The organism is Mesobacillus sp. LC4, assembly GCF_053543455.1.
In genome coordinates this window covers 17,842-30,632 of sequence record NZ_JBGCUB010000016.1, presented here as the reverse complement: position 1 = coordinate 30,632, position 12,791 = coordinate 17,842, and the positions used below count along the sequence as shown (strand labels likewise).

General features: G+C 47.2%; 12 protein-coding genes and 1 riboswitch. Of the genes, 11 read left to right on the top strand and 1 reads right to left on the bottom strand.

Features of this window, described 5'->3' with window-relative positions; all coding sequences use genetic code 11:
* Window positions 1-980: 980 nt before the first annotated feature.
* On the top strand, window positions 981-2,681 hold the full coding sequence (locus AB5I83_RS23020; protein ID WP_448978786.1) for a methyl-accepting chemotaxis protein: 1,701 nt from the start codon (window positions 981-983) through the stop codon (window positions 2,679-2,681).
* 21 nt (window positions 2,682-2,702) lie between these two features.
* Here AB5I83_RS23020 and AB5I83_RS23015 read toward each other — a convergent pair whose 3' ends face one another.
* Window positions 2,703-3,068 carry an NIPSNAP family protein gene (locus AB5I83_RS23015; protein WP_448978784.1) on the bottom strand — a complete coding sequence of 122 codons (366 nt, stop codon included), beginning with the start codon at window positions 3,066-3,068 and terminating at the stop codon, window positions 2,703-2,705.
* A 229-nt stretch (window positions 3,069-3,297) separates the two neighbouring features.
* Between AB5I83_RS23015 and AB5I83_RS23010 the strand changes: the two genes are divergently transcribed.
* The 10 genes from AB5I83_RS23010 (at window position 3,298) to purF (ending at window position 12,635) form a co-directional block, all read left to right on the top strand.
* Window positions 3,298-3,840, top strand: a complete 543-nt coding sequence (locus AB5I83_RS23010) for a DUF2179 domain-containing protein (protein WP_102260923.1) — start codon at window positions 3,298-3,300, stop codon at window positions 3,838-3,840.
* Entirely contained in the window at window positions 3,837-4,043 is a 207-nt protein-coding gene (locus tag AB5I83_RS23005; RefSeq protein WP_167832437.1) for an NETI motif-containing protein, read from the top strand. Before AB5I83_RS23010 ends, AB5I83_RS23005 begins: the two co-directional genes overlap by 4 nt.
* 115 nt (window positions 4,044-4,158) lie before the next feature.
* Window positions 4,159-4,260, top strand: a riboswitch (purine riboswitch).
* A 133-nt stretch (window positions 4,261-4,393) separates the two neighbouring features.
* Window positions 4,394-4,876: a 5-(carboxyamino)imidazole ribonucleotide mutase gene (gene purE / locus AB5I83_RS23000; protein WP_448978782.1), complete on the top strand. Its 483-nt coding sequence runs from the start codon at window positions 4,394-4,396 to the stop codon at window positions 4,874-4,876.
* On the top strand, window positions 4,863-6,023 hold the full coding sequence (gene purK / locus AB5I83_RS22995) for a 5-(carboxyamino)imidazole ribonucleotide synthase (protein ID WP_448978780.1): 1,161 nt from the start codon (window positions 4,863-4,865) through the stop codon (window positions 6,021-6,023). Before purE ends, purK begins: the two co-directional genes overlap by 14 nt.
* A complete protein-coding gene (gene purB, locus AB5I83_RS22990; RefSeq protein WP_448978778.1) occupies window positions 6,020-7,312 on the top strand; it encodes an adenylosuccinate lyase in 1,293 nt (430 codons plus the stop codon). The genes purK and purB overlap by 4 nt, the downstream gene beginning before the upstream one ends.
* An 82-nt stretch (window positions 7,313-7,394) precedes the next feature.
* The gene (purC, locus tag AB5I83_RS22985; protein WP_448978776.1) at window positions 7,395-8,108 is read left to right on the top strand and encodes a phosphoribosylaminoimidazolesuccinocarboxamide synthase; all 714 of its coding nucleotides are present in this window, start codon (window positions 7,395-7,397) and stop codon (window positions 8,106-8,108) included.
* Window positions 8,101-8,355 carry a phosphoribosylformylglycinamidine synthase subunit PurS gene (gene purS / locus AB5I83_RS22980; RefSeq protein ID WP_448978774.1) on the top strand — a complete coding sequence of 85 codons (255 nt, stop codon included), beginning with the start codon at window positions 8,101-8,103 and terminating at the stop codon, window positions 8,353-8,355. Before purC ends, purS begins: the two co-directional genes overlap by 8 nt.
* A complete protein-coding gene (gene purQ / locus AB5I83_RS22975; protein ID WP_448978772.1) occupies window positions 8,352-9,038 on the top strand; it encodes a phosphoribosylformylglycinamidine synthase subunit PurQ in 687 nt (228 codons plus the stop codon). The genes purS and purQ overlap by 4 nt, the downstream gene beginning before the upstream one ends.
* Window positions 9,022-11,238: a phosphoribosylformylglycinamidine synthase subunit PurL gene (gene purL, locus AB5I83_RS22970; RefSeq protein ID WP_448978770.1), complete on the top strand. Its 2,217-nt coding sequence runs from the start codon at window positions 9,022-9,024 to the stop codon at window positions 11,236-11,238. Before purQ ends, purL begins: the two co-directional genes overlap by 17 nt.
* A complete protein-coding gene (purF, locus tag AB5I83_RS22965; RefSeq protein WP_448978768.1) occupies window positions 11,223-12,635 on the top strand; it encodes an amidophosphoribosyltransferase in 1,413 nt (470 codons plus the stop codon). The genes purL and purF overlap by 16 nt, the downstream gene beginning before the upstream one ends.
* The last annotated feature ends 156 nt before the right edge of the window (window positions 12,636-12,791 follow it).

Sequence of the window (12,791 nt, the reverse complement as noted above, 5' to 3'; positions counted from 1 at the left end):
AAGGTGCTAAAGATGTAACAGCAACTGATCTACCTGCGGAATGGCTTCGGGACAGATTAGGTGGAAAAGCTTATGAATCTGTCAGAAAAAGAGCTGACTTCGGACAAGATGAGATGGAAAGACAGAAAAGTTGTCCGAAGTAGAGGCAACTTCAGACAGGTTTAGGGAAAAACAACGAAAAGTTGTCCGAAGCAGAAGCAACTTCAGACAGGTTTAGGGAAAAACAACGAAAAGTTGTCCGAAGCAGAAGCAACTTCAGACAGGTTTGGAGGAAAATCAGGAAAAGTTGTCCGATGTAGGAGTAACTTAAGACAGGTTTGAGAGAAAATCAGGAAAAGTTGTCCGAAGCAGAGCCAACTTAAGACAGGTTTGAAAGAAAAACATGAAAAGCTGTCAAAAGAAGAGGCAACTTCAGACAGGTTTGGAGGAAAATCAGGAAAAGTTGTCCGAAGTAGGAGCCACTTCAGACAAGTTTATAAGAAAAGAACGAAAAGCTGTCCGAAGTAATAGCCACTTCAGACAGGTTTAGAGAAATCAGGAAAAGTTGTCCGAAGTAGAGCCAACTTCAGACAGGTTTGGAGGAAGAGAACGAAAAGTTGTCCGAAGTAGGAGCCACTTCAGACAGATTTGGAGGAAGAGAACGAAAAGTTGTTCGAAGTAGAGGCAACTTCAGACAGGTTTAGGGAAAAACAACGAAAAGTTGTCCGAAGCAGGAGCTCGACTTCCGACAGTATTAAAAGAAATGCATACAAAGTTGTCTGAACAAGGACAGGTAAAACCTCAACATTCATCAAAGTTATTGAGAGCAGCGATACTCGCTGTTCTTTTTTTACCTCAAAAATCAAAATAGCTTCAATGTGTCCATTTTATGAAAACTGACCCTAAATAATGGATATACAATCTACTCTTCCGATATTACTCTAGCAGATATGGTTAGTATCTAGCAGTTATTTCAACAAGGGGGAGCATGAATTGTGGGGATGAAAAAATCTGGTCTGCGCTTGAAGTTAGGGACTAAAATCAATTTGATTGTATTGGGCACGGTGCTGTTGCTCTCTGTGATCATCGGTGTTGTCGTGACTAGGGAAGTGACAATGGGGATCAAGTCTTTTGCGGTGGAAAAGGCGAAGGGAGACCTTGCTCTGAGTGAGCGATATATCAACAATAAATTCCCCGGTGAGTGGGAAATCAAAAATGGTCAACTGTATAAGGGAGATCAACTTTTTAACGAGCATTACGAGATCGTAGACACAATCGGCAATGATACAGGAGATACGGTAACGATTTTTCAGGGGGATACCCGCATAGCAACGAATGTCATGCTTGAGGGTAAGCGTGCTGTGGGAACGAAGGTTTCACAGGAGGTCGCTGACGTTGTCCTGAAGGAAGGGAAACCGTATTATGGTGAGGCGGTTGTTGCTGGTCATTCCTATCAAACAGCTTACATTCCTATAAAAGATCAGGATGGTAAAGCGATTGGGATACTCTACGTAGGGGCTTCGGAAAAGACGATTGAACAGATCCTATCTTCATTCATGACCAAGTTTATCATTCAGGTATTTGTCGTTGTAATCATCGCCTCGATAGGAATCTACTGGTTTACTCGTAGTCTGAGAAAGAGGCTTGTGGCGGTATCGGAAGCGATGATAAAGGCCGGGGCGGGCGATTTTACGGCAGAGGTGGAGGATCATAGTGGTGATGAACTTAGTGATCTTGCTGATAGTTTTAATAAAATGAAAGATAATCTAAATTCTATGTTAAGAGAGGTGCTGGAAACTTCAGAACAGGTAGCAGCATCCTCGGAAGAGTTGAATGCTGGTGCTGAACAGACAAGCAGGGCTACAGAGCAGATTACTGAGGCCATTCAACAAATAGCCGGTGGCTCGGATTCCCAGACACAGGGAATAGAGGAAAGTGCGCGTTCATTGGAGGAGCTGGCAAAAGGAGTCAGTAATATTGCGGAGACGTCTTCCTTGATCGCTGAATCCAGTTCACTGGCAAGTGCTCATGCCAAACAGGGTGAGGCATTTGTCCAGAAGACCACAATCCAGATGAATCTGATTCTTGCTTCTGTTAATGAAACGGGGGAAGTCATCCACTTGCTGAATGAAAGGTCGAGACAGATTGGAAGCATTTCCGAGGCTATTACCCAAATCGCAGATCAAACCAATTTACTTGCCCTTAATGCAGCCATTGAAGCAGCGAGGGCTGGAGAGCATGGGAAAGGATTTGCTGTCGTGGCGGCAGAGGTAAGGAAATTAGCTGAACAGTCGCAGATTTCCTCATCCCAGATTTCGGAGTTGATCAGGCATATCCAAACAGATATGGAGCAATCAGATGCTTCGATGGATACTGTCAAAAAAGAAGTGCTGAATGGCTTGGAAATTGTTGAAGGCTCGCAAAGAAGCTTTCAGGAAATCCTTCGGTCTATGGAGAATCTGGGCGGACAAGTGGAAGGGATGGCTGCAACGTCTGAACAGATGTCTGCGAGCACTGAAGAGATATCGGCTACAGTCAATGGAATGGCCTCGATTTCCCGAGATTCATCACTGCATAGCCAGAATGTGGCTGCTTCAGCGGAGGAACAATTAGCCTCCATGGAGGAAATAACCGCCTCAGCAAACAATCTGTCTACCATGGCAGAATCGTTGAAGGATACGGTGACAGCCTTTAAGATCTAAAGTATTAAACATCAAGCCATATCACAACTGGCTTGATGTTTTTTTATTTAAGGAGATGGTGGAAACCAGCTTTTCATTTCTTGCTTCCAAGAAGTATTGCTTCTGCACAAACTCCTTGCCACCATGTTCCTCGTACCAGTTGCGAATTCGCTTAAGATGTTCCATGTCGCTTCTGACATCGTTCTCTATTTTAAGATATGCTTCATAGCTGTCGTATTCCCAAATAGCGAAAATTTCTGTTGTTTCCTCATCATGCGGTAGCATCCATCTGCCGATTAACCTTGCTCCGTGTTTCAGTTGATTAGGCAAGTTAATGTCGTTAAACAATGTATTGAATGGTTCTATGAATTCGTTTTTGACTATATAAAACTTGCGGCGAAAGAACAATCGTTACAACCCCTTTCTTTTTCTGGTATACTCTTCCATATTATTCAGGAAGGATAGCGGAACGTCAATCCTTCACCATTTTTTATGGAAAAGAGTTTCAAATCTTAAGGTTCAGGAAACCTTAAAATAAGGAATCTTTTCCTTAGGAATTTTTGCATGTTGCTTTACAAGACATTGGATTAATGCGAACATTAAGGCTTATTAGAAGAGATGTCTGGAGGGTGTTTAAATGCTGGAGAATAGTTTTGTCATGGTGGCCATCATCTTAATCATCAATATTGTCTATGTGTCTTTTTTTACGATCAGGATGATCTTGACGTTGAAGGGGCAGCGTTACCTGGCTGCTGGACTAAGCACGATTGAGGTTGTGATTTATGTAGTTGGGCTTGGACTGGTGCTTGAAAATTTGAATGAGATACAGAATTTGGTAGCATATGCTGTCGGCTATGGAATAGGTGTCATTGTCGGGATGAAAATCGAAGAGAAGCTGGCACTTGGCTATATTACAATCAATGTGATTACGAAAGAATATGATGTGGATCTGCCGAAGGCTTTGCGTGCGCTCGGTTACGGTGTGACGGATTGGGCTGCTCACGGACTTGAGGGTGACCGGATGGCGATGCAAATTTTAACGCCGCGTAAATATGAATTGAAACTGTATGAGAAAATCAAAGAATTGGATCCGAAGGCATTCATCATCGCGTATGAGCCAAAATCGATCCATGGCGGGTTCTGGGTAAAATCGGTGCGGAAAGGAAAGCTGTTTTCATGAGCAAGGGTAAAAAGAAACAGATGTATGAAGTCGGTGAAAATGAATCAATCGATGATTGTCTTAATAGAATGAAGAAGGATGGCTATGCGCCTGTAAGGAGGATGGAGAAACCCATCTTCAAGGAAGTGCAGAAGAACGGGGCAGTCGAGTATGAGCCTGCTGGCAGGCAGATCATTTTTGAGGCTAAGCCGTTGGAGGCATAGATTGCGTTATCCGTTTAAAGCGCCAAAACACGAACAATAAAAAATAGTTACTTTATTAATGTTCGATTATTGATTGACAATAAGTCGAATTAGTTGGTAATATGTAAATGTCGAAAGTGAAATTTAGTTTTTCCCTCGTATAATAATGGGGATATGGCCCATGAGTCTCTACCTGGCAACCGTAAATTGCCGGACTATGAGGGAAAGTAGTTTTTAAGTGAAGGGAAAAGAAATCTGCGTTCACTTATGGATTTCTTTGCTTGCGCACCCGGACGGACTACTTTCTCTTCTATTCAGAGGAAGCAGTCTATCCGGGTTTTTTGTTTTGAACTCCAAAGGGGGTAAGATAGATGACGGTTGCAGTCATAATGGGAAGCAAATCGGATTGGGAAACGATGAAGCATGCTTGTGACATACTTGATCAGCTGGAAGTTTCTTATATAAAAAAGGTCGTGTCGGCTCATCGAACGCCGGATTTGATGTTTCAGTTTGCAGAGAAGGCCAGGGACGAAGGAATAAAGGTCATCATCGCTGGAGCTGGCGGAGCGGCGCATTTGCCGGGTATGGTAGCGGCCAAGACTACGGTGCCGGTCATCGGGGTGCCCGTTCAGTCGAAAGCTCTCAACGGCCTGGATTCACTTTTATCAATCGTTCAGATGCCTGGCGGTGTACCGGTTGCGACGGTCGCAATCGGGAAAGCGGGTGCTACGAACGCCGGATTGTTGGCGGCTCAGATTCTTGGAGCGTTTGACAGTGAAGTTGCACAGAGATTGGAACGGCTAAGGGAAGAAACGAAAATGTCAGTGATGGAAAGCAGTGATGAGCTTGTCTAAATTGATTTTACCAGGAGACACAATCGGGATTATTGGCGGCGGGCAGCTGGGCAAGATGATGACGCAGTCAGCTAAAGCGATGGGATTCAGGGTGATCGTGCTCGATCCTACAGAGGATTGCCCGTGCGGCCAGGTGGCTGACGAGCAGATTGTCGGCAGTTATGATGATCTTGAAAAAATAAAGCAGCTATCTGAACAAAGCGATGTGATCACGTACGAGTTTGAGAACATTGATGCGGATGCTCTTGAATGGCTAAATAAATATGCTTATGTGCCGCAGGGGACGGAATTGCTGCGGGTAACTCAGGACAGGATAGAAGAGAAGCGCCATATAGAGGCAGCAGGTGTAAGGGTGGCCCCTTATGCTGTGGTCGCGAAAGTGGAAGATGTCAGGGGTGGAGTCGAGAAGCTGGGACTGCCAGCTGTCCTGAAAACAGCGCGTGGCGGTTATGACGGCAAAGGGCAGCTTGTGATCAGGTCAAAGGATGATATCGATTTGGCTGAAACACTGGTCAGCCAGGGTACGTGCGTGCTGGAAAAGTGGATTTCTTTTGAAAAGGAGATCTCGGTGATTGTTACGCGAGGTACGAATGGTGAGACGGCGATTTTCCCGGTCGCTGAGAATGTCCATGAAGAAAATATCCTGCATCAGACCATTGTTCCGGCGAGAATCAGCAGTGAGGCCGAGGCTAAGGCAGTAGAAGCAGCGAAACAGATTGCGGAGGCGTTGGGGTTAATAGGGACGCTTGCGGTTGAGATGTTTTTAGCTGCCGATGATGAACTTTACATAAATGAACTGGCTCCAAGGCCTCATAATTCGGGGCATTACAGTATTGAAGCTTGTGAGACTTCGCAGTTCGAGCAGCATATCAGGGCTGTTTGCGGGTGGCCATTGGGTAGCACGAATTTGCTGAAGCCTGCTGTGATGGTGAATATCCTCGGGCAGCATCAGCAGCCTTTACTGGAAAGAATCGCTGAATTGCAGGATTGGAAGATTCACTTATATGGCAAAAAAGAAGCGAAGTATAAAAGAAAGATGGGGCATGTGACCCTTTTACGAGACACAGTGGAAATCGCGCTTGATGAGGCTGAAAAAAGCGGAATCTGGAAAGGCGCAGCAGAAATGATCGGAGGACAAAAGAAATGATAGATCGTTATACAAGACCGGAAATGGGAGCAATCTGGACGGAGGAAAATCGTTTCAAGGCATGGCTTGAGGTTGAGATTCTTGCTTGTGAAGCATGGGCTGAGCTTGGGGAAATCCCTAAGGAAGACGTAAAGAAATTGCGTGAGAATGCCTCTTTTGATATTGAGCGGATCAAGGAGATCGAGGAAGAGACACGCCATGATGTTGTTGCTTTTACAAGAGCGGTATCAGAAACGCTTGGCGAGGAGCGCAAATGGGTGCATTATGGCCTGACTTCGACGGATGTGGTGGACACTGCTTTATCGTATGTGCTAAAGCAGGCGAATGAGATTTTGCTGAAGGATCTTGAAAACTTTGTTGGGATTCTGACGAATAAGGCAAAAGAACATAAATACACAGTCATGATGGGCCGTACACATGGGGTGCATGCGGAGCCGACGACTTTCGGTTTGAAGCTTGCGCTATGGCTTGAAGAAATGAAGCGGAATCTAGAGCGCTTCAAGATCGCTTCCCGTGATGTTGAGTTCGGCAAGATTTCCGGTGCTGTCGGGACTTATGCGAATATCGATCCATTTGTTGAAGCTTATGTCTGTGAAAAATTAGGGCTGCAGCCGGCACCGATTTCAACTCAGACTTTGCAGCGTGACCGTCATGCTTTTTATATGGGGACGCTTGCGTTGATTGCGACTTCAATCGAGAAGTTTTCGGTTGAGATTCGCGGCCTGCAAAAGAGTGAAACTCGCGAGGTAGAGGAGTTTTTTGCAAAAGGCCAGAAGGGTTCATCGGCGATGCCACATAAGCGCAACCCGATCGGCTCTGAAAACATGACAGGTATGGCAAGGGTTATCCGCGGCTATATGACTACTGCTTACGAAAATGTGCCATTATGGCATGAGCGCGATATCTCGCATTCATCCGCGGAGAGAATCATTCTGCCGGATGCGACGATTGCATTGAATTATATGCTGAACCGCTTTGGCAATATCGTCAAGAACTTGACGGTCTACCCAGAGAACATGAAGCGCAATATGGACCGGACGCTTGGCTTGATTTACTCACAGCGCGTGCTTCTTGCACTGATCGACAAGGGGATGTCCCGTGAAGAAGCGTATGATACTGTCCAGCCGCGCGCGATGGAAGCGTGGGAGAAACAAGTGCAGTTCCGCAGCCTCATCGAGAGCGATGAAAAAATCGCCGGACTTTTAAGCGAAGGTGAGATTGATGACTGCTTCGATTACAACTACCATATCAAGCATGTGGATATGATTTTTGAACGACTCGGACTTTAATATGAACGGGCAAGGTTTCTTGCCCTTCTTTTATCTGTAAGATACTGAAGATTGCCAATTATCTCAATCGGAGGGCGTTAAAATGGAAGAGCTGTTATATGAAGGGAAAGCGAAGCGGATTTACGCTACGGATGACGAGCGGATTGTAAGAGTGCAATACAAGGATTCAGCGACGGCCTTCAATGGCGAGAAGAAGGCGGAGATTGTCGGCAAGGGCAGGCTGAATAACGAGATTACGAGTCTATTATTCTTAAAGCTCAGCGACGCGGGGATCACATCTCATTTTATTGAAAAAATTTCAGAGAATGAGCAGCTTGTTAAGCGTGTCGAGATCATTCCGCTTGAGGTGGTTGTCAGGAACTTTGCTGCCGGCAGTTTTTCTAAGCGACTTGGTGTCGAGGAGGGCAAGCAGCTTCCACGTCCGATTGTTGAGTTTTACCTGAAGGATGATTCGCTCGGCGATCCGCTGATTACGGATGAGCATGTCGATGTGCTGGACCTGGCGACAAAAGATGAAGTGGCTGAGCTGAAGGAAGCGGCTTTGAAGATCAATGAGGTGCTGGGTAGTTTTTTTGCAGAGATTGGAGTGAGGTTAATAGATTTCAAGCTTGAGTTCGGCAAAGATGCAGACGGAAAGATCCTGCTTGCGGATGAGATTTCACCAGATACATGCCGCCTGTGGGACATGGAGACACAGCAGAAGCTTGATAAAGATGTATTCCGCCGTGATTTAGGGAATCTGACAGATGCTTACGAAACCATTTTAACGAGATTGGGAGGACAATTGCATGTATAAAGTGAAGGTGTATGTAACTTTAAGGGAAAGTGTTTTGGATCCACAGGGAACGGCTGTTAAAAATTCACTGGCTACGCATGGTTATGAAGGCATCCAGGAGGTTCGCATCGGGAAATATATGGAGCTGACTCTTGATAAGAGCGTGAAGGATGTTGATTCAGCAGTCAAGGAAATGTGCGAGCGCCTGCTGGCGAATCCGGTTATCGAGGACTACAGGTATGAAGTCGAGGAGGTTGTTGCACAGTGAAATTTGCGGTGATCGTTTTTCCGGGTTCGAACTGTGACATCGACATGTACCACGCGGTAAAGGATGAGTTTGGAGAAGAAGCGGAATATGTCTGGCATGATGCAGAAAGTCTAGAAGACTATGACGCGGTGCTTTTGCCTGGCGGTTTTTCATATGGAGATTACTTAAGGTCTGGCGCAATCGCGCAGTTCAGCAATGTCATGAAGGAAGTCGTTAAGGCGGCTGAAGCAGGAAAGCCAGTGCTTGGCGTCTGCAACGGATTTCAGATCTTGCTTGAAGCTGGCTTGCTTCCTGGAGCGATGCGCCGCAATGACAGCCTGAAGTTCATCTGCAAGCAGGTTGAGTTGAAGGTGGAGAATAACGAAACAATGTTTTCAGCTGGTTATGAAAAAGATGAGATCATCACGATTCCGGTTGCGCACGGTGAAGGCAACTATTATTGCGATGAAGAAACTCTTGCCCGTTTAAAAACAAATAATCAAATCGTGTTCACATACAATGGCGAAAATCCGAACGGAAGCCTTGAGAATATCGCGGGGATCATCAATGAACAAGGGAATGTTCTCGGAATGATGCCGCATCCGGAGCGCGCAGTCGATGAGCTGCTTGGCGGCGCGGACGGGTTGAAGCTTTTCAAATCAATCGTCAAACAATGGAGGGAAGCATATGCGCTTAATGCTTGAACCAAGTCCAGAGCAAATTAAACAGGATAAAATCTATCGTGAAATGGGACTGTCAGACAGCGAGTTTGCTTCTGCTGAAAAGATCCTTGGACGTACCCCTAACTATACTGAGACAGGTTTGTTCTCTGTCATGTGGTCAGAGCATTGCAGCTACAAGAACTCGAAGCCTGTTTTGAAAAAGTTCCCTGTCACTGGGGAGCGTGTTTTACAGGGGCCGGGCGAAGGCGCGGGAATCGTGGATATTGGCGATGGCCAGGCGGTCGTGTTTAAAATTGAAAGCCATAACCATCCATCTGCAATCGAGCCATACCAGGGTGCCGCTACAGGTGTCGGCGGCATCATCCGTGATGTTTTTTCGATGGGAGCAAGGCCAATCGCATTATTGAATTCCCTCCGTTTTGGTGAGCTTGAGTCACCGAGAGTGAAATATTTGTTTGAACAGGTTGTTGCCGGAATTGCCGGATATGGAAACTGCATCGGGATCCCGACGGTTGGCGGAGAAGTCCAGTTTGACGCTGCTTATGAGGGCAATCCGCTTGTGAATGCAATGTGCGTCGGATTAATCAATCATGAGGATATCAAGAAGGGACAGGCGCATGGTGTCGGCAATACGGTGATGTACGTTGGTGCAAAGACGGGCCGTGACGGAATCCATGGTGCAACCTTCGCCTCCGAAGAATTGAATGAGGCATCAGAAGAAAAGCGTCCTGCCGTACAGGTCGGAGATCCGTTCATGGAAAAATTGTTGTTGGAAGCCTGCCTTGAGCTTGTGAAAAATGATGCACTTGTCGGTATCCAGGACATGGGCGCTGCTGGTTTGACCAGTTCATCTGCAGAGATGGCGAGCAAGGCGGGTTCAGGAATCGAGATGGATCTTGACCTTGTGCCGCAGCGTGAAACAGGGATGACGGCTTATGAAATGATGCTTTCTGAATCGCAAGAGCGTATGCTGATTGTTGTTGAAAAGGGCCGTGAGCAGGAAATCATCGATCTTTTTTCAAAGTATGAGCTTGAAGCAGTTGCGATTGGAAAAGTAACAGATGACAAGATGCTTCGCCTTTTACATAAAGGAGAAGTGGTAGCGGATGTTCCGGCAGATGCCCTTGCAGAAGAGGCACCTGTCTACTACAAGCCTTCCAGCGAACCAGCTTATTTCCGTGAATTCCAGAACATGGACAATGAAATCCCTCAAATTGAAAACTATGAAGCTACCCTTTTACAGCTGCTCCAGCAGCCAACGATTGCAAGCAAAGAATGGGTGTATGACCAGTATGACCATATGGTCCGCACGAGCACGGTCGTCTCACCGGGTTCTGATGCAGCGGTTGTACGGATTCGCGGCACAGAGAAGGGCCTCGCGATGACGACGGACTGCAACTCGCGCTATATCTATCTTGATCCGGAGACAGGCGGGAAGATTGCCGTTGCTGAGGCGGCGCGCAATATCGTCTGCTCTGGCGGCGAACCATTGGCGATCACGGACTGTCTGAACTTTGGGAATCCAGAGAAGCCGGAGATTTTCTGGCAGTTTGAAAAAGCGGTGGACGGCATGAGTGAAGCGTGCCGGACATTGAGCACGCCTGTCATCGGCGGAAACGTGAGTCTGTATAACGAAACGAATGGAACAGCTGTATATCCGACACCTGTTGTCGGCATGGTCGGTCTTGTTGAAAATTTAAAACATGTTACGACGCAGCATTTTAAAGATGCTGGCGATTTGATTTACCTGCTTGGTGACACGAAGGATGAGTTCGGCGGCAGTGAGCTGCAGAAGCTAATGCATGGCCGGATTTTCGGCAAGGCACCTGAACTGGATTTAGAAGTGGAAGCCAGCTATCAAGCTCAGATTTTAGCAGCAATCAAAAATGGTCTTGTATCATCTGCCCATGATGTCGCGGAGGGCGGCCTGGCAGTTGCGCTCGCTGAATCCGTGATTGGCAGCAAGGGGCTTGGAGCTGCTGTTGAGCTAGAGGGCAACGCTGTATCTGCCTTGTTCAGCGAATCGCAATCCCGCTTTATTTTATCGGTAAAACCAGAGCATCAGATCGAGTTTGAGAGTTTAACAGATGCGGTGCTGATCGGGAAAGTCGTAGAAACACGTGTTTTAAAGATTGATGTAAACGGGGAGAACGTGATCAATCATGATGCAGAGGGGCTGAAAAAGGCCTGGAAAGGAGCCATCCCATGCTTGCTGAACTAAAAGGCTTGAATGAGGAATGCGGCGTTTTTGGAATCTGGGGACATCCTGAGGCAGCACAAATCACCTATTACGGCCTTCACAGCCTCCAGCATCGCGGCCAGGAAGGCACTGGCATCGTTGTCAGTGATGGCCAGCAGCTGAAGGGCAGGAAAGGCGAAGGACTTGTGACGGAAATTTTTACGGCAGATGCGATGGAAGACCTCCAGGGAGTCGGCGCGATTGGCCATGTCCGCTATGCAACAGCGGGAGGAGGCGGCTACGAGAATGTCCAGCCGCTTTTGTTCCAATCGCAAAGCGGCGGCCTGGCCCTTGCGCATAATGGCAATCTCGTGAATGCAGATGCACTAAGGAATCAGCTTGAAGCGCAGGGCAGCATCTTTCAAACTAGCTCTGATACGGAGGTGCTTGCACACTTGATCAAGCGGGGCGGCTTCAGCCAGCTGAGGGATCGCGTGAAAAATGCCCTTCCGATGCTGAAGGGTGCTTATGCCTTTTTGATCATGACCGAGACAGAATTCATGGTCGCGCTAGATCCGCACGGACTGCGCCCGCTTTCATTGGGCAGGCTGGGCGATGCTTATGTAGTCGCTTCTGAAACTTGTGCATTTGATATCGTCGGCGCTGAGTTTGTCAGGGACATCCTGCCAGGTGAATTGCTCGTGATTGATGCAGACGGAATGCATTCTGAAATGTACTCGATGAATTCAAATACTGCAATCTGCACGATGGAGTATATTTATTTTTCAAGACCCGACAGCAACATCCACGGGATCAACGTCCATGCGGCCCGTAAAAATCTCGGCAAGCAGCTGGCGAAGGAAGTACCAATCGAAGCTGATGTTGTGACTGGTGTCCCGGATTCAAGTATTTCCGCCGCAATCGGGTATGCAGAGGAATCTGGCATTCCTTATGAGATGGGCTTGATCAAGAACCGTTATGTCGGCCGGACCTTCATCCAGCCATCCCAATCTTTGAGGGAGCAGGGTGTGAAGATGAAGCTATCGCCGGTGCGCGGTATCGTTGAGGGCAAGCGTGTCATTATGGTAGATGATTCGATTGTGCGCGGCACGACAAGCCGCCGAATCGTAAAAATGCTGAAGGAAGCGGGTGCGACCGAGGTCCATGTCGTTATCAGCTCGCCGCCAATCCAGAACCCGTGCTTTTATGGAATTGATACCTCGACTCGTGAGGAGCTGATTGCTTCTGAACATTCGGTAGAGGAGATTCGCCAGTTAATTGGTGCTGACACATTGACGTTCTTGAGTGTCGAGGGCATGCTGGAGGCGATTGGGCGAAAAGATGGCGGAGAGACGCGCGGCCAATGTCTTGCTTGCTTTACCGGGAAGTATCCGACGGAAATCTATCCGCAGGCCGTGCCTGCCGGGCAGAAGTGCTGATTGTTTAAGGTGATTAGATTTCCAAATTTAGGATGACGGTGCAATTAAGGCAGATGAACGCGCAATTATGCGGAAAGACCGTGCAATTATAGTCTCGGTTGGTGCAATTAACCCGAAAGACCGTGCAATTAAGTCAATTGTTCGTGCAATTAATAA